Below are 17,556 nucleotides of genomic sequence, written 5' to 3'. Positions count from 1 at the left end.
CGGCTCCTGGACGAGGGGCGCGGTGGCGGGCGTGGCCGGAAATCGCTTGGACTTCCGTCTCGATCTCGTGGACGTTCACCCCCGCGCCCCCGTCGGGCCTTCTCGTGGCCATCCCGTCTCACTACCGTCCCCGGCGAACCACCCAATGGCTCGAAGGCGAACCATTGGCCGTCGACTGGAGGTCGGTCTTGTCCCCGGAGATTTCCCGCAGAAGGATGCTCGCTCTCGGCGGAGGGGCCTTCGGCGTCGCCGCGGCAGGCTCGCTGCTGCCGCCGTCGCTGCAGGCGGCGATGGCCGCGGAGCCTCCGGCCGGGGGGATGGCGGCGATCCGGCACGTGGTGATCCTGATGCAGGAGAACCGTTCCTTCGACCACTACTTCGGCACCCTCCGCGGCGTTCGCGGATTCGGTGACCGCAATGCCATCGAACTGCCCTCGGGCAAGCCGGTCTTCGAGCAGCCGGCCGCACTCGGCCGGACCGTGCTGCCCTTCCCGATCCGCGGCGCCGCCGAGACCCAGCAGAAGGACCTGCAGTACATCGGCGACCTCGACCACTCCTGGAGCGGCGGCGGCAAGGCCTGGCGCGGCGGCTGGATGGACGGCTGGGTCTCGGCCAAGACCGCCGCCACCATGGCGTACTACGACCGGCAGGACATCCCGCTCCACTACGAGCTCGCCGACACCTTCACCATCTGCGACGCGTACCACTCGTCCATCCACAGCTCGACGAGCCCCAACCGCAACCACCTCTGGTCCGGCTGGACCGGCTTCGAGGCCGACGGCAGCCGGGCCGTCACCAACGCCGCCTATGCCGAGGACACCCACCCCGGCTACGGCTGGCCCACCTACGCCGAGCGGCTCGAAGCCGCCGGACGGAGCTGGAAGACGTACACCGAGTGGGAGAACTTCACCGACAACAACATCGAGTTCTTCACCACCTTCAAGAAGATCGCCCGCAAGGCGCTCGCCGCCACCGGCGGGCACACCTTCATGGAGTCCTTCTACGCCGCCGTCCGCGACACCGAGGACCCCGCCGAGCGGGCCAGGCTGCTCGGCCTCCTGGAGGAGGGCGTCGCCACCCTCACCGCCGCCGAGCGCTCCCTCTTCGAGCGCGGGCTCCGACGCGTCGAGAGCGGCACCCTCGCCGACGCCTTCCGCGCCGACGTCGCCGCCGGCACCCTCCCCGAGGTCTCCTACCTCGTCCCCTCCGCGATCGACTCCGAGCACCCCGGCGCCTCCTCGCCGGTCGCCTCGGCGACCCTCGTCTACAAGGTGCTCGACGCCCTCGGCGCGCACCCGGACGTCTGGCGCCACACCGTCGTCCTGATCAACTACGACGAGAACGACGGTTTCTTCGACCACGTCCCGCCGCCGGTCCCGCCCGCCGACGACACGGACGAGCGCTGGAAGGGCCTGCCCACCGGCCTCGGCATCCGCGTCCCGCTGCTCGTCGTCTCCCCCTGGTCGGTCGGCGGCTACGTCTGCTCCGAGACCTTCGACCACACCTCCGTGATCCGCTTCCTGGAGAAGCTGACCGGGATCGCGGAGCCCCACATCACCCCCTGGCGGCGGGCCGTCACCGGCGACCTCACCTCCGCCTTCGACTTCGAGCGGGCCCGCCGGCAGCCGCCCGTCGAACAGCCGGGCCCGATCCCGCCGTTCACCGGCCGCTGGCGGCCTCAGCCCCCGGCCGTGCAGAAGATGCCGGTCCAGGAGCCCGGCGTCCGGCCCGCCCGCCCGCTGCCGTACCAGCCGGACGCCTTCGCGACGACCGGCCCCGGATCCCGCCCCGGTTCCGCTTCCGGCTCCGGCTCCGTGACGGTCGCGCTCAGCAACCGGGGCAGGGCGAGCGCGCACTTCGCGCTCTACCCGTACGCGGGCGAGTTCGCCGTTCCGCAGCACCGGGACGTCAGGAGGGAGGGGGAGTGGACCGTCCCCGTCCCGGGTGATCACTACCGCTTCACGATCACCGGCCCCAACGGCTTCCGGCGCGAGTTCGAGGGCCCCGCGGCGGGTGGTGCCGAGCTCGCGACCCGGATCGACCACCACGAGCGCGACCTCCACCTCACCGTGCGGAACACCGGCTCCGCCCCGCTCGCCTTCACCGTCCGGCCGCTCGGGTACGGGGACGAGCGCGACCTCGCCGGCTGGACCCGCACCGTCACGGTGAAGCCCGGGAAGACCCGTACGGTCGTGCACTCGGCCGCCGACGCGCACGGCTGGTACGACCTGGAGGTGACCACGCCCGGCGGCTTCCGCCGCCGGCTCATGGGCCACATCGAGAACGGCCGCCCGAGCGTCTCCGGCTGAGCCCCCGCGGGGCCGGGGACCTCGGTCCCCGGCCCCGCGACGCATCCTGTGAGGATCGCCACGAAAGGGGCAAACGATCACGTTTGGCTGCGACAGTGGGGGCGCGCGTACAGATCCAGTCAGGAGCACGTCCCTTGGCCGCAATCGCACGGTGGTGCCTCCGGCACCGTCTCGTCGTCGTTCTCCTCTGGCTCCTCGCCCTCGGCGGGACCGCCGCCGGCGCGACCCTCGCGGGCAGCGCGTACTCCAACGACTACGAGGTCCCCGGTACCGAGTCCGGCCGGGCCACCGCCCTCCTCGACCGGGGCTTCCACGGCCTCGGCGGCGACAGCGACACCATCGTCTGGCACACCGAACGCGGCAGCGTCCGCGCCGACGCCGTCGAGGAGCGCGTCGGCGACATGCTCGACGAGGTCGCCGACCTCCCCGGCATCGCCGCCGTCACCGACCCGTACGACGACAACCCGGGACAGATCAGCGAGGACGGGCACACCGCCTACGCCACCGTCACCTTCGACGCGCAGGCCGACGACATCCCCGAGGCCCAGGCCAAGGCCCTCGTCGACACCGCCAAGGCCGCCGCCACCGACGACCTCCAGGTCGAGCTGGGCGGCAGCGCCGTCGCCCTCACCGAGGCCCCCGGCGGACACGTCGCCGAGATCGTCGGCGTCGCCGTCGCGGCCGTCGTCCTCTTCCTCGCCTTCGGCTCGCTCGCCGCCTCCGTGCTCCCGATCGCGACCGCGCTCGTCAGCGTCGGCATCGCGTACTCCGGGATCGTGCTCCTCGGCCATCTGATGACCGTCGCCGACTTCGCCCCCATGCTCGGGATGCTCGTCGGCCTCGGCGTCGGCATCGACTACGCCCTCTTCATCGTCACCCGCCACCGCAGAGGCCTGAAACGCGGCCTCTCCGTCGCGGAGGCCGCCGAGACCGCCGTCGCCACCACCGGCCGCGCCGTCGTCTTCGCCGGCGCCACCGTCTGCATCGCCCTGCTCGGCATGCTCATCCTGCGGCTCGGCTTCCTCAACGGCGTCGCCATCGCCGCCTCGCTCACCGTGCTCCTCACGGTCGCCGCCTCCGTCACCCTGCTGCCCGCGCTGCTCTCGTTCATCGGCACGCGGGCGCTGTCCCGGCGCGAACGCCGGACGCTCGCCGAGCGCGGACCGCAGCCCGAGCTGCCCACCGGCTTCGCCGCCCGCTGGTCCGCCTTCGTCGAGCGGCACCCCAAGGTCCTCGGCGCGGTCGCCGTCCTCGTCATGGGCGTCCTGGCGCTGCCGACCCTCTCGCTCCACCTCGGCACCTCCGACCAGGGCAACGGCCCGGCCGCCACCACCACGCGCAAGGCGTACGACCTGCTCGCCGACGGCTTCGGGCCGGGCGTCAACGGGCCCCTCACCCTCGTCGCCGGCCTCGACGGCGCCGACGACCGGGTCGCCCTCGACCGGCTGCCGGCCGAGCTCACCGCCACCAAGGGCGTCGCGTCCGTCTCCCCGGTCACGTACAACAGCGCGGGCGACACCGCCGTCCTCACCGTCGTGCCCGACTCCTCGCCGCAGTCCAAGGCGACCAGCGAGCTCGTCGACCGGCTCCGCGACGACGTCCTCCCGAACGCCGGGGCGGGCACCTCCCTCGACGTGCACGTGGGCGGCGTCACCGCCTCGTACGACGACTTCGCCGAGATCATCGTCGGCAAGCTGCCGCTCTTCGTCGGCGTCGTCATCGCGCTCGGCTGTCTGCTGCTCCTGCTCGCCTTCCGGTCGATCGGCATCCCGCTCAAGGCCGCCGTCATGAACGTCGCCGCCGTCGCCGGGGCCTTCGGCATCGTCGTCACGGTCTTCCAGTGGGGCTGGGGGAGCGAACCGCTCGGCCTCGGCAGCGCCGGACCGATCGAACCCTTCCTCCCCGTGATCATGGTCTCCGTCCTCTTCGGACTCTCCATGGACTACCAGGTCTTCCTGGTCAGCCGGATGTACGAGGAGTGGCTGGAAACCGGCGACAACCGCCGGGCGGTCCGGGTCGGCCTCGCCGAGACCAGCCGCGTGATCAACTCCGCCGCGGTCATCATGATCTCCGTCTTCCTGGCCTTCGTCCTCTCCGGCGACCGGGTCATCGCGATGTTCGGCATCGCACTCGCGGCGGCCGTCGCCCTCGACGCCTTCGTCCTGCGCACCCTCCTCGTCCCCGCCCTCATGCACCTGCTCGGCGGCGCGAACTGGTGGCTGCCGAAGTGGCTCGACCGGCTGCTGCCCCGGATCAGCATCGAACCTCCCGAGTGCCGCGAGGCCGCCGACACACGTGCGAAGATCCCCGTACAGCGTGCGACGGCTCCGGCCGCGGAGGAGAGGAACGACGATGTTCGCGATATCGCTGGGTGACGACGGCGCCGAGCTCAGGCCCCTGGAGCCCTGGCAGGCCGGGGAACTCCTCGCCCACATGGACCGGGGCCGCGAGTTCATCGGGCAGCACATCGGCCTCCCCGACGTCGTCACGGACCTCGACTCCGCCCGCGCCTACCTCACCTCGTACGCCGAGAAGGCCGCGAGCGACACCGGACGCCTCTACGGCATCTGGAGCGGGGGCACCCTCGTCGGAGGCGTCCTCTTCCGGACCTTCGACGCCGCGAACGGCACCGCCGAGGCGGGCTGCTGGCTGGAGCCCTCCGCCGCGGGAAGGGGCCTGATCACCCGGGCCTGCCGGGTCATCGTCGACTGGGCGATCGAGGAGCGCGGCATCCACCGCGTCGAATGGCTCGCCTCCACGAAGAACCTCCCGAGCATCGCCGTCGCCCGCCGCCTCGGCATGACGAAGGAGGGCGTGCTGCGGGAGAACTACCTGTACCGCGGCGCCCGCACGGACACGGAGGTCTGGGCCGTCCTCGCCCCCGAATGGCGCGCGGCCAAGGCGTCCTGAGTCCCTTCTCCGAAGTCCGCAGGGCCCTCCCTGAGGCTCCTGGGGCATCGCCTAAGGCACCCCTGGGACCCTCCTAAGGACCCCCGTACCCCGAACATGCGGCACTCGCCCGATGTGACGGCACCCCCTGGGAAACGAAAGTAGAGGCATCGCAAGAGAGCGATACCGAAACCGAGAGACCCAGGGAGCACACGATGTTCGAGTACGAACTCCACACCATGCACCACGCCGAGCTCATCGCCGAGGCCGCCGCCCACCGCCTCGCCCACGAGGCCGCGGTGGCCCACAAGGGACTGCGCCTCTTCGGCCGCCGGTTCGGAGGCCGCGCCGCGGAGGGGCGGACGGCCGACGGCGGTCGCGGTCGCTTCGTCCGGGCCGCGTGACCCCCGTATGAGCGACGGCACGGAAGTCTGTGCGATGCTCGGCGCCGTGGAGACCAGGTCAGTCAGCCCCGTCTTCGTCGGTCGCGCCGGCGAACTCACCGCCCTCACCGAGGCGCTCTCCCGCGCGACCGCGGGAGAGCCCCAGGCCCTGCTCATCGGCGGCGAGGCCGGCGTCGGCAAGACCCGGCTCATCGAGGAGTTCCTCGACACGGCCCGCGACCAGGGCGCCGTCACCGCCCTCGGCGGCTGCGTCGAACTCGGCGCCGACGGCCTGCCCTTCGCGCCCTTCGCCGCCGCCCTGCGCGCGCTCCACCGCCGCTTCCCCGAAGGATTCACCGCCGCCGCCGACGGCCACGAGGGCGAACTCGCCCGCCTGCTGCCCGAACTGGGCGACCCCGGCAGCCACGAGCCCTCCGACGAGGACTCCACCGCCCGGCTCTTCGAACTGACCGTGCGCCTCCTGGAACGCCTCGCCGCCGACCGCACGGTCGTGCTCGTCCTGGAGGACCTGCACTGGGCCGACGCCTCCACCCGGCACCTGCTCACCTACCTCCTGCGCACCCTGCGCCGCGGCCGGATCGTGGTCGTCGCCAGCTACCGCGCCGACGACATCCACCGCCGCCACCCACTGCGCCCCCTCCTCGCCGAACTCGACCGGCTCCGCACCATCCGCCGCATCGAACTCTCCCGCTTCACCCGCACCGAGGTGCACCGCCAGCTCACCGGCATCCTCGCCGCCGAACCCGACCCCGGACTCGTCGAAGAGGTCTTCGAACGCTCCGACGGCAACGCCTTCTTCGTCGAGGAACTCGTCGTCTCCCACGAGGCCGGCTGCGCCGCCGGCCAGCTCAGCGACTCCCTGCGCGACCTCCTGCTCGTGCGGGTCGAGACGCTCCCCGAAGCCGCCCAGCGCGTCGCCAGGATCGTCGCCGAGGGCGGCTCCACCGTCGAGTACGGACTGCTCGCCGCCGTCGCCCGGCTCCCCGAGGACGAACTCATCGAGGCCCTGCGGGCCGCCGTCGGCGCCAACATCCTCCTCGCCGTCCCCGACGGCGACGGCTACCGCTTCCGCCACTCCCTCGTCCGCGAGGCCGTCAGCGACGACCTGCTGCCCGGCGAACGCTCCCGCCTCAACCGGCGCTACGCCGAGGCCCTGGAGGCCGACCCCGCACTCGTCCGCCCCCACGAGCGGACCACCCGGCTCGCCACGTACTGGTACCACGCGCACGCCCCGGAGAAGGCCCTGCCCGCCGTCCTCCAGGCCGCCGTCGAGACCCGCAAGCGCCACGCCTACGCCGAGCAGCTCAGCCTCCTGGAACGGGCCATGGAGCTGTGGGACAAGGTGCCCGCCGAGACGCGCGGGTCCCTGCGCCCCATCGACTACGCCGACGCGTACCCCGCCTGCGGCTGCGACCCCGAGACCACCTCGCTGCGCTACCTCGACCTGCTCGCCGAGGCCGCCGTCGCCGCCCGCCTCAGCGGAGAGCGGGAACGGGCCGCGAAGATCTGCCGGACGGCGCTCCGGATCCTCGACGGCGACGAGAACGACCCCCTGCGCGCCGCCTGGTTCTGGACGGAGATGTCCCGCCTCCAGTCCAACCTCGGCCGGGGCGACGGCTGGCCGGAGATCGCCCGCGCCCAGGAACTGGTCAAGGGCCTCCCGCCGTCCGCCGTCCACGCCACCGTCCTGGTCGGCGCGGCCGGCTGGGGCATGCTCCGCAACCCCGGCCCCGAGGCGCTCGCCGCCGCCGAACGCGCCGTCGAGTACGCGCGGTTCGTCCAGGCCGAACCGATCGAACTGAACGCCCGGATCACCCTCGGCACCATCCTGGTGTCGGCCGGGGACGCCGAGGGCGGCCTCGCCGCGATGCGCGAGGCCCGCGAACGGACCGTCGCCCTCGGCCAGTTCCACGAGGCCGCCCGCGCCCATGTGAACCTCTCCTCCGCCCTGGAGTCGCTCGGCCGCTCCCGCGAGGCCGTGGAGGCCGCCACCACGGGCATCGAACTGGCCCGCTCCCGCGGACTCGTCGACAGCGCGGGCTGGATCCGCGCCAACCTCGCCGAGTCGCTCCTCTCGCTCGGCGAGTGGGACCGCAGCAAGGAGGAGGCCGAGCTGCTGCTCCGCTCCGGGGCGAGCAGCAGCAAGCCCGGCGGCACGGCCCTGCTCCAGCTCGCCCACCTCGCCGTCTTCCGCGGCGAACCGGCCAGGGCCGCCGAGCACCTCGCCGAGGCCCGCACGCGCTACGGCACCCGCGACCCGATCCCGCAGTACACCCTGCCCATGGCGCAGGTGGCGATCGCCGTCGCCGCCGCCGAGGGACGCCTCGCGGACGTACGGGAGCAGCTCGCCGCCACGGCGGAGGCCGGCTTCCCGCCCGGTACCCACCGCTACGGCTGGCCGCTCGTCCTCACCGCCGTCACCGCCGAGGCCGACAGCCGGGGACTGCCCGCCGCCGAGGAGGGCCGCGCCGAGGCGCTCGCGCTGGTCCGCCGCTGCGTCCGCGAACTCGCCGCCCCGGCCCCGATCTGGCAGGCCTGCTCCCGGCAGGTCTCCGAGGAGCTCGCCCGCGCCGAGGGCCGCGAGACCGCCGCCCGCTGGGCCGAGGTCGTCGCCGCCCACGAGCCCCTCGAACGCCCCTACGAGCTGGCCCGCGTCCGCCGGCGCCTCGCGGACGCCCTGCTCGTCGAGGGCGGCCGGCGCGAGGAGGCGGCGGCCCTGCTCCGCGAGGCCCACGCCACCGCCGTCCGCCTCGGCGCCCGGCCGCTGCGCGAGGACGTGGAACTCCTCGCCGCCCGCGCCCGCCTCTCCCTCGCCCCCGAGAAGCGGGCCCCGGCCCCGGCGGATCCCGGGGAGGACGGCTTCGGCCTGACGCCCCGGGAGCAGGACGTGCTGCGGCTGGTCGCGGCCGGCCGCACCAACCGCCAGATCGCCGAGGAGCTGTTCATCTCACCGAAGACGGCCAGCGTCCACGTCTCCAACATCCTCGCCAAGCTCGGCGTCGCCGGCCGGGGCGAGGCCGCCGCCCTGGCCCACCGCCTGCACCTCCTCGACCTCACCCTCTGACCCCGCGTCCCCCGCCGCGCCGGAGACCTCCGGCGGGCGGGGGAGGCGTATCGTCACCCGGCCCGAGGCCAGGTCCACCGGACCGCGCGCGGGATCCGCGTCCCCCGGGTCCTCCCTGGTCAGGGCCTCCCTGCGGCGCTCCTCCTCGATGTGCCTGCGCGAGGGCGCGAAGATCTCTTCCAGTCCGCCGAACACGGCCACCGCCTCCTCACCTCACCCCCAGCCGGAGGATCCGGTCGTCCCCGGGGCCGGGCGTCCCCCGGGTGTCGGTCTCACTGGTCACCAGCCAGAGCCGCCCGTCGCCCGCCGCGAGGACCGTCCGCAGGCGCCCGTACTCACCCTTCAGGAACGCCTCGGGCTCCCCGGATCGTTCCGCCCCGGAGACCGGGATCCGCCACAGGCGCTCGCCCCTGAGCCCGGCCATCCAGATCGCGCCCCTCGCGTACGCGATCCCGCTCGGGGACGCCTCCGAGGTCGGCCACTGGGCCACCGGGTCCACGAACCCGGCCCGGCCGGCCTTCCCCTCGACCACCGGCCAGCCGTAGTTCCGTCCCGGCTCCACCAGGTTCAGCTCGTCCCAGGTGTTCTGTCCGAACTCGGCCGCCCACAGCCGGCCCTCCGGATCCCAGGCGAGCCCCTGCACGTTGCGGTGGCCGTACGAGTAGACCACCGAGCCCGGGAAGGGATTGCCCGGCGCGGGCCCGCCCTCCGGGGTCATCCGCAGGATCTTCCCGCCCGGCGAGGACCGGTCCTGGGCCAGCCCGGTCCGGCCCGTCTCGCCCGTCCCCGCGTACAGCATCCCGTCCGGCCCGAACGCGATCCGCCCGCCGTTGTGGACGAACCCCTTCGGGATGCCGGTGAACACCGGCTCCGGCGGGCCGATCCGGTCGCCCTCCCCGCCGCCGTACCGCATGCGCACGATCCGGTTGTCCGAGGCGGCCGTCAGGTACGCGTACACCCACCCGTCCCGGACCGCGAGCCCCAGGAGCCCGCCCTCACCGCCCGGCACCACCCCGGGCACCTCGCCGAGCGGGGTCTTCGCGCCGGTCCGCCCGTCGACCCGGGTGATCGTCCGTTCGTCCCGGGAGGAGACGAGCAGGTCCCCGCCGGGCAGCTCCGCGAGCCCCCAGGGCGACTTCAGCCCCTCGGCGAGCGTGCCCGCCACGGACACCCGGGCGGCGGCGGACGGGGAGGCGGAGGCGGACGGGCGCGCGGACACGGACGGCGGGCCCGTGCGCGGTCCCCCTCCGGCGTCCCCCGGGGAACAGCCGGTCACCAGCACGAGCACGGCGGCGCCCCACAGGGCCTTCTGCACGACAGGACGGCGCACGGGCCGGTCCCCCTTCGACGAGTCGAGCGGTGTCCCACCCCTCCTTGATACCCCGCCCGTCCCGTACGGCGCCCAGGGCCCGTCTCCCGGATCGCGCGAGGCCCCGGGAGCCCGGCCCGACCGGCAGGACGCCCCCTAGTCCCAGGACCCGCGCGGCGCCGGAAGCGCGGCGATCTCCGTCAGGTCCTCCGCCGTCAGCCGCAGCGCGGCCGCCCGGGCGTTCTCCACCGCCCACCGCTCCTGCTTCGCCCCCGGCACCGGTACGACGTGCCGCCCCCGGCCCAGCACCCACGCGAGCGCCACCTGTGCGGGCGTGACCTCCGCGCCGTGCCGCGCGGCGACCCGGCGCAGTCCCGCCACGATGGGCTGGTTGGCCGCCATCATCTCGGCGGTGAACCGGGGGTGCCGGGCCCGTGGGTCGTCCCGCTCGAAGCCGCCGCCGGGGGTCAGCGTCCCGGTCAGGTAGCCGTTCCCCAGCGGCATCGCCGCCAGGAAGCCGACCCCGCGCGCCGCGCACCAGGGCAGGAGCCGCGCCAGCGCCTCCTGCGACCACACCGACAGCTCCGCCTCCACCGCCGTGACCGGGAAGACCTGCTGGATCCGCTCCAGTTGACGGATCGTTCCCTCGTGCAGGTCGGCTCCGCGCCGGGCCGCCCGCGCGCCGACGGCGCAGAGACCGAGCGCCCGCACCTTGCCCGCCGACACCAGCTCGGCCATGGCGCCCCAGGTCTCCTCGACCGGCACCTCGGGGTCCGCCCGGTGCAGCTGGTAGAGGTCGATCACGTCGGTCTGGAGCCGCCGCAGCGAGGCGTCGCAGGCCCGGCGCACGTACCCCGGCCTGCCGTTGGCGACCACGTGCTGGTCGCCGACGAGCAGTCCGCACTTCGTCGAGACGAAGGCGTCGGAGCGCCGCTCCTTCAACGCCCGTCCCACGAGCAGCTCGTTGGTGAACGGGCCGTACATGTCGGCGGTGTCGAGCAGGCTCACCCCGGCGTCGAGCGCCGCGTGCACGGTCCGCAGCGAGCGGTCCCCCCGCTGTTCCGAACGGCTGTACGCCCAGCTCATCGGCATGCACCCCAGGCCGATCGCACCCACGTCGAGCGCCGTCGCCCCGATAGTCCTGCGCTCCACCTGCCGGTACCCCTCCCTGTGCCGCCCCCAAAGTAACCAATGGCGCGCCGGATTCTTCGCATAGCCTCCCGGTCATGAGATTCGAAGACACGACCGCTGACGTGTGGCTTCCCGTCCCGGCGGACGAGATCGAGGGGCTCCCCGCGCCCGGCGGGTCGGGCCTGAACTACCGCTTCTGGGACGGCGGTCCCGACTTCCCCGCCGACCCGGCCCGCTGCGCCTTCTACGTCGTCCCGTACATGAAGGGCTCGGAGATCGCCGTACGGCCGCTGGCCGGGATGACCTCCCTCCGGGTCGTGCAGACCCTGTCCGCCGGCATCGACCACGTCACGCCGGGCATCGGCTCGCTGCGGCCCGGCGTCGCCCTCTGCAACGCGAAGGGCGTCCACGAGGCCAGCACCGCCGAGCTGACGCTCGCCCTGGTCCTCGCCTCGCTGCGGGGCATCCCGGGATTCGTGCGCGGCCAGGACGCCGAGGAGTGGCGCGCCGGCTTCTACCCGGCGCTCGCCGACAAGTCCGTCCTGATCGTCGGGTACGGATCGATCGGCGCCGCCATCGAGGACCGGCTCGCACCCTTCGAGTGCGCGCGGGTGGCGCGCGTCGCACGCTCCGCGCGCACCACAGAGCGCGGCCCGGTGCACGCCCTGGCGGACCTGCCGGCGCTGCTGCCGGAGGCGGACGTGGTCGTGCTCTCCACTCCGCTCACGCCCGAGACCACGCACCTCGCCGACGCCGGGTTCCTGGGGCGGATGAAGGACGGCGCGCTCCTCGTGAACGTCGCCCGGGGCCCGGTCGTCGACACGAACGCGCTGCTCAAGGAGGTCGAGAGCGGCAGGATCACGGCGGCGCTCGACGTCACCGACCCCGAACCGCTGCCGGCCGGGCACCCGCTGTGGCACGCTCCCGGTGTCCTGATCAGTCCCCATGTGGGAGGTTCCACTTCGGCCTTCATGCCGAGGGCGAAGCGGCTGATCGCGGGACAGTTGCGGCGGTTCGCGGCGGGCGAGGAACTGGCCAACGTCCTCCTCACCACCGGCTGACCGGAGGGCCGCGTTCGGCCGACCGGGTGGCGTGCGCCCCGACACGCGCCGCGCACGAGTCCGGTGATCGTCACGGAGAGTACTGCGGCCCTGTCCCTGAGTGACGGTCCTGGTGTATCGTCCCGTGGCGGGGGACTGCGTCGAGAACGGGCTGACGCTGGGGAGCGAAGTGACGGGTCATCAGATTCCGAGGGGGGCGACGGGTGAAGCACGGCCGGAGGACCGACGATCCGACGCGGCGACGCCGCCGCCGGCGATCCTGCCACGCCTCACCGCAGGCCTCGTGCCCCCGGTGCCGGACCAGGCGGCGCCGCACCGGGTGCCACGCCCCGCCGCGCCGCGGGACGCGCACGGGCACGAGGCCCACGACCGCGACGCCCGGGGCCGTGACGGGCACGCCCCCGGGGACACCGGCGAACCGTCGGCGCGGTCGCACGACGCGGCCGGGTGCGGCGGCGCGGCACCGGAGGGTCCCGTGAGCGCGCCCGGGGCGGTCATCACGCGCCACCCCGTCGGTGGCGGCCCCGGCCACCCGGACCCCGAGCGCCCCCGCCTCGGCGGGACCGCCGCCCAGATCGCCCTCGGACTCGTCTGCGCGGGCTACACCACCGGCGCGTCCCTCGGCTGGGGCTCCCCCCGACTGGCCTTCTTCATGGGCGACTTCGGGCTCAGCGCCGCCGCCCTCGCCGCCGCCGTCTCCTGCTTCCTCTACGGGCGCGCGCACCGCGACGGCGCCCGCCCCGCCTGGCTGCTCTTCGCGTTCTCCTCCTTCATGGCGGCCGCGGGGAACGCCGTATGGGGCTGGTACGAGGTCGTGCTCCGCACCGACGTGCCGGACTCCTCCGTCGCCGACCTCTGCTTCTTGCTCTTCGCGCCGCCCGCCATCGTGGGCCTCCTCGTCCTCGCCAAGAAGCCCGTCACCCGGGCCGGCTGGGTGTGCCTGGGACTCGACGCCTGGCTCATCGGCGGCTCCCTGCTCACGCTCTCCTGGAGCCTCGCCCTCGCCCGCACCGCGCACTTCGAGGGCGAGTCCGTCGCCCAGGCCGCGCTGTCGCTGGCGTACCCGCTGCTCGACATCGTGCTCGTCAGCATGGTCCTTGTCCTGCACTTCCGGCGCTCGCAGGCGAACCGCTCCGCGACGAACACCGCGATCGCCGCGCTCGCCCTGACCGTGCTGTGCGACGCCCTGTTCACCTCGCCGCTGCTCCGCGAGAACTATGCCTCCGGCCAGCTCCTCGACGCCGGCTGGTTCGCCGGCTCGCTGCTGCTCGCCTACGCGCCCTGGGGCGTGCGCCGCCCGCCGGACGGCGCGGCCGCCGCGCGCGGTCCCCGGCTCCACAGCCGTCCGGTCGCCGGCTCGCTCGCCGCCCTCACCCCCTACCTCGCCGCGGCGGTCTGCACCCTCGGCATCCTCTACAACGTCGTCGAGGGGCGCCGGGTCGACCGCGTCGTCGTCCTCACCGGCTGCGCGGTCGTCCTCGCCCTCGTCGTGCGGCAGGGCATCATGCTCCTCGACAACATCGCCCTCACCCACGAGCTGGCCCAGAAGGAGAACCACTTCCGGTCGCTCGTGCAGGGCTCCAGCGACGTCATCATGATCGCCGCGCCCACCGGGATGCTCCGCTACGTCAGCCCGGCCGCCTCCGGCGTGTACGGACGCGACGCCGACGAGCTCATCGGCACCGAACTCGCCTCCCTCATCCACCCCGAGGACCTCGGCGCCGTCGTCCACGAGGTGCGGCGCTTCCTGGCCGCCTCACCGGCCGAGGAGCCCACCACCCGGATCGAGTGCCGCTTCCGCTCGGGCCGCGGGGACTGGCTCAACGTCGAATCGACCGTCAACCGGCACCAGGGCGGCCTGATCTTCAACAGCCGGGACGTCACCGAACGCGTCCGCCTCCAGGCCCAGTTGCAGCACAACGCCGAGCACGACCCGCTCACCGACCTGCCCAACCGGGCCCTGTTCACCCGCAAGGTCCGCCAGGCGCTCGGCGGCCGCCGCTCCTCCGACCACGGCACCGCCGTGCTCTTCATCGACCTCGACGGCTTCAAGGGGGTCAACGACCGCCTCGGCCACCAGGCCGGGGACGACCTCCTCGTCCAGGCCGCCCGCCGCCTCCACGACTCCGTACGGGCCGGGGACACCGCCGCCCGGCTCGGCGGCGACGAGTTCGCCGCCCTCATCCTCGGCGACGGCGGCCGCGACCGGGCGGCCCGCCGCAGCCAGGTCCAGGAGATCGCCGACCGGCTCCGGCTCACCCTCTCCCAGCCCTACCGCGTCGACGGGGGCAACGAGGTGCGGGTCGCCGCCTCCATCGGCGTCGCCTTCGCCGAGCCGGGCATCGAGGCCGGTGAGCTGCTGCGCAACGCCGACCTGGCCATGTACCGCGCCAAGGCCGCCGGCAAGGACCGCGTCGAGCTCTACGCCCCGCAGATGCAGGCCGAGGTGGTCCGGCGGACCGAGCTGGCCGCCCGGCTGCGCACCGCCCTCCACGACGGCGAGTTCGCCCTGCTCCACCAGCCGGTCGTCGACCTCGCCACCGGCCGGATCTCCGCCGTCAGCGCCCAGGCGCGCTGGCGCTCCAGCCAGGGCATCCTCTTCACCCCGGCCGAGTACCTCCGCGTCACCGACGACGGCGAGCGCACCGCGGAGCTCGGCCGCTGGCTCCTGGAGGAGGCCGTGCAGCAGGCCGCCGAACGCGTGGGAATCGGTCACCGCGCGCCCGTCTCCATCCGGATCTCCGCCCGGCGCCTCCTGGACCACTCGCTGTCGCCCGGCTCGATCGAGTCGCTGCTCACCCGGCACGGGCTGCCGTCCGGCTCGCTGATCGTCGAACTCGCCGACAGCGACCCCCGGACCTCGCTCGACGAGCTGGAACAGCGACTGATCACGCTGCGCCGGCTCGGGGTGCGGATCGCGCTCGACGGATTCGGCAGCGGACACATGGCGATCCACGCCCTGCGGAGGCTCCCCGTGGACATACTGAAGCTGGACCGGGGCCTCGTCGAGGGCGTGGTCGAGTCGGCCCGGCTCCGCAAGATCACGCGCGGGGTGCTGCGCATCGCCGACGAGCTCGGCCTGCAGACCGTCGCCGAGGGCGTCGACGTCCCGGAGCAGGTCGTCGCCCTGCGCGCGATGGGCTGCAGCCACGCCCAGGGCATGGCCTTCTCGGGCCCGCTCGACGAGTACCGCCTGCGCAGGGCCCTCGTGCGGGACGAGTACCCGCTGCCCGGAGCGGTCCCCGTCCGTGTCGGAAACCGTCCCCCGATCCGACCACATACTGAGACGCCTGTCCCACCCACTTGACAGTGGCGAGGGCGGAGAGGGAGGGTCAGTGCCATGCGCACCCGAATTCTCGTACTTGGAAAGCGCGTCGGCTGAGGCAGGACCCCCGCAGGTCCCGCTGAGAACGCACCCGACGCGCTCCCCTCGCTTGCCTCACGGCACGAGGGGTTTTTTGTTGCACCGGCTCCCCCCAAAAACGCAGCAAAACCCCGCAAAACACCTCGCAAAAACCCTCTGCCTCGAGAAGAGATGCTGATGACCGAGCAGGCCACCGGGCACCATCCGCAGCCGCGGCCCCGCAACGGCGCGACGCCCGCCACCACCGTCGAGCACGTCACGGGTGCGCAGTCCCTCATTCGTTCTCTCGAGGAAGTGGGCGCCGACACCGTCTTCGGCATCCCCGGCGGCGCGATCCTCCCCGCCTACGACCCGATGATGGACTCGCAGCGGGTGCGTCACATCCTCGTCCGCCACGAGCAGGGGGCGGGCCACGCCGCCACCGGCTACGCCCAGGCCACCGGCAAGGTCGGCGTCTGCATGGCGACCTCCGGCCCCGGCGCGACCAACCTGGTCACCCCGATCGCCGACGCGCACATGGACTCGGTCCCGCTCGTCGCGATCACCGGCCAGGTCGCCTCGAAGGCGATCGGCACGGACGCCTTCCAGGAGGCGGACATCTGCGGCATCACGATGCCGATCACCAAGCACAACTTCCTGGTCACCAAGGCCGAGGACATCCCGCGGACGATCGCGGAGGCCTTCCACATCGCCTCCACCGGCCGCCCGGGCCCGGTCCTGGTCGACATCGCCAAGGACGCCCTCCAGGCGAAGACCACCTTCACCTGGCCGCCGCACACCGACCTGCCCGGCTACCGCCCGGTGACCAAGCCGCACGCCAAGCAGATCCGCGAGGCCGCGAAGCTGATCACCGCCGCCAAGCGGCCGGTCCTGTACGTCGGCGGCGGCGTCATCAAGGCCGGCGCCACCGCCGAGCTGAAGATCCTCGCCGAGCTGACCGGCGCCCCGGTCACCACCACCCTGATGGCGCTCGGCGCCTTCCCGGACAGCCACCCGCTGCACGTCGGCATGCCGGGCATGCACGGGGCGGTCACCGCCGTCACCGCCCTGCAGAAGGCCGACCTGATCGTCGCCCTCGGCGCCCGCTTCGACGACCGCGTCACCGGCAAGCTCGACAGCTTCGCCCCGTACGCCAAGATCGTCCACGCGGACATCGACCCGGCCGAGATCGGCAAGAACCGCGCCGCCGACGTCCCGATCGTCGGTGACGCCCGCGAGGTCATCGCCGACCTGGTCCAGGCCGTCCAGGCCGAGCACAGCGAGGGCAACCGGGGCGACTACAGCGCCTGGTGGTCGGACCTGAACCGCTGGCGCGAGACCTACCCGCTCGGCTACGACCTGCCGGAGGACGGCAGCCTCTCGCCGCAGCAGGTCATCCAGCGGATCGGCCAGCTCGCCCCCGAGGGCACGATCTTCGCCGCGGGCGTCGGCCAGCACCAGATGTGGGCCGCGCACTTCATCGACTACGAGCAGCCGGCCACCTGGCTGAACTCCGGCGGCGCGGGCACGATGGGCTACGCGGTCCCCGCCGCGATGGGCGCCAAGGCCGGCATGCCGGACCGCACGGTGTGGGCGGTCGACGGCGACGGCTGCTTCCAGATGACCAACCAGGAACTGGTCACCTGCGCCCTGAACAACATCCCGATCAAGGTCGCCATCATCAACAACGGCGCCCTGGGCATGGTCCGGCAGTGGCAGACGCTGTTCTACAACCAGCGCTACTCCAACACGGTCCTGCACTCCGGCCCGGACGACGTCCAGGCGAACAAGGGCACCCGCGTCCCCGACTTCGTCAAGCTCTCCGAGGCCATGGGCTGCGTCGCCCTGCGCTGTGAGGACCCGGCCGACCTGGACAGGGTCATCGCCGAGGCCAACGCGATCAACGACCGTCCGGTCGTGATCGACTTCATCGTCCACGAGGACGCCCAGGTCTGGCCGATGGTCGCCGCCGGCACCTCCAATGACGAGGTCATGGCCGCGCGGGGCGTCCGCCCCGACTTCGGCGACGGCGAAGACGACTGAGCG

General features: G+C 73.5%; 11 protein-coding genes. 8 read left to right on the top strand and 3 right to left on the bottom strand.

Annotated elements, in window-relative coordinates:
* Positions 1-215 precede the first annotated feature (215 nt).
* The 5 genes from IE180_RS00205 to IE180_RS00185 all read left to right on the top strand — a co-directional run bounded on the left by IE180_RS00205 (position 216) and on the right by IE180_RS00185 (position 8,666).
* Positions 216-2,309 (top strand): phosphocholine-specific phospholipase C, encoded by a 2,094-nt coding sequence (locus IE180_RS00205; RefSeq protein WP_373302627.1) that lies wholly within the window; start codon positions 216-218, stop codon positions 2,307-2,309.
* A 134-nt stretch (positions 2,310-2,443) separates the two neighbouring features.
* Positions 2,444-4,684, top strand: coding sequence for an MMPL family transporter (locus tag IE180_RS00200; protein ID WP_190154670.1), 2,241 nt, complete (start codon positions 2,444-2,446; stop codon positions 4,682-4,684).
* Positions 4,662-5,219: a GNAT family N-acetyltransferase gene (locus IE180_RS00195; protein WP_190154669.1), complete on the top strand. Its 558-nt coding sequence runs from the start codon at positions 4,662-4,664 to the stop codon at positions 5,217-5,219. Before IE180_RS00200 ends, IE180_RS00195 begins: the two co-directional genes overlap by 23 nt.
* A 194-nt stretch (positions 5,220-5,413) precedes the next feature.
* On the top strand, positions 5,414-5,602 hold the full coding sequence (locus tag IE180_RS00190; protein ID WP_190154668.1) for a hypothetical protein: 189 nt from the start codon (positions 5,414-5,416) through the stop codon (positions 5,600-5,602).
* Positions 5,603-5,609: 7 nt separating this feature from the next.
* Positions 5,610-8,666: a helix-turn-helix transcriptional regulator gene (locus IE180_RS00185; RefSeq protein ID WP_190154667.1), complete on the top strand. Its 3,057-nt coding sequence runs from the start codon at positions 5,610-5,612 to the stop codon at positions 8,664-8,666.
* Here the strand turns inward: IE180_RS00185 and IE180_RS36090 are convergent.
* From IE180_RS36090 to IE180_RS00175, 3 genes are all read right to left on the bottom strand, one after another.
* Positions 8,550-8,861, bottom strand: a complete 312-nt coding sequence (locus tag IE180_RS36090) for a DUF6191 domain-containing protein (RefSeq protein WP_229860224.1) — start codon at positions 8,859-8,861, stop codon at positions 8,550-8,552. The two genes, IE180_RS00185 and IE180_RS36090, sit on opposite strands and share 117 nt — an antisense overlap.
* Positions 8,862-8,874: 13 nt before the next feature.
* Positions 8,875-9,996, bottom strand: coding sequence for a PQQ-dependent sugar dehydrogenase (locus tag IE180_RS00180; protein WP_190154666.1), 1,122 nt, complete (start codon positions 9,994-9,996; stop codon positions 8,875-8,877).
* A gap of 135 nt (positions 9,997-10,131) precedes the next feature.
* Entirely contained in the window at positions 10,132-11,127 is a 996-nt protein-coding gene (locus IE180_RS00175; RefSeq protein ID WP_190154665.1) for an aldo/keto reductase, read from the bottom strand.
* 74 nt (positions 11,128-11,201) lie between these two features.
* Between IE180_RS00175 and IE180_RS00170 the strand changes: the two genes are divergently transcribed.
* From IE180_RS00170 to IE180_RS00160, 3 genes are all read left to right on the top strand, one after another.
* Positions 11,202-12,167 carry a 2-hydroxyacid dehydrogenase gene (locus IE180_RS00170; RefSeq protein ID WP_190154664.1) on the top strand — a complete coding sequence of 322 codons (966 nt, stop codon included), beginning with the start codon at positions 11,202-11,204 and terminating at the stop codon, positions 12,165-12,167.
* Positions 12,168-12,642: 475 nt separating this feature from the next.
* Positions 12,643-15,474 (top strand): putative bifunctional diguanylate cyclase/phosphodiesterase, encoded by a 2,832-nt coding sequence (locus tag IE180_RS00165; protein WP_190154663.1) that lies wholly within the window; start codon positions 12,643-12,645, stop codon positions 15,472-15,474.
* 228 nt (positions 15,475-15,702) lie between these two features.
* On the top strand, positions 15,703-17,553 hold the full coding sequence (locus tag IE180_RS00160; protein ID WP_190154662.1) for an acetolactate synthase large subunit: 1,851 nt from the start codon (positions 15,703-15,705) through the stop codon (positions 17,551-17,553).
* Positions 17,554-17,556: the final 3 nt, after the last annotated feature.

This window comes from Streptomyces litmocidini (genome assembly GCF_014649755.1).
Taxonomy (GTDB): Bacteria; Actinomycetota; Actinomycetes; order Streptomycetales; family Streptomycetaceae; genus Streptomyces; species Streptomyces litmocidini.
The sequence above is the reverse complement of the archived record's forward strand: the minus strand, read 5'-3'. Positions and strand labels throughout refer to the sequence as shown.

Coding starts and splice junctions, on each gene's coding strand:
- IE180_RS00195 (WP_190154669.1), top strand. CDS start 4,662: ATGTTCGCGATATCGCTGGGTGACGACGGCGCCGAGCTCAGGCCCCTG.
- IE180_RS00185 (WP_190154667.1), top strand. CDS start 5,610: ATGAGCGACGGCACGGAAGTCTGTGCGATGCTCGGCGCCGTGGAGACC.
- IE180_RS00160 (WP_190154662.1), top strand. CDS start 15,703: ATGCTGATGACCGAGCAGGCCACCGGGCACCATCCGCAGCCGCGGCCC.
- IE180_RS00170 (WP_190154664.1), top strand. CDS start 11,202: ATGAGATTCGAAGACACGACCGCTGACGTGTGGCTTCCCGTCCCGGCG.
- IE180_RS00205 (WP_373302627.1), top strand. CDS start 216: ATGCTCGCTCTCGGCGGAGGGGCCTTCGGCGTCGCCGCGGCAGGCTCG.
- IE180_RS00190 (WP_190154668.1), top strand. CDS start 5,414: ATGTTCGAGTACGAACTCCACACCATGCACCACGCCGAGCTCATCGCC.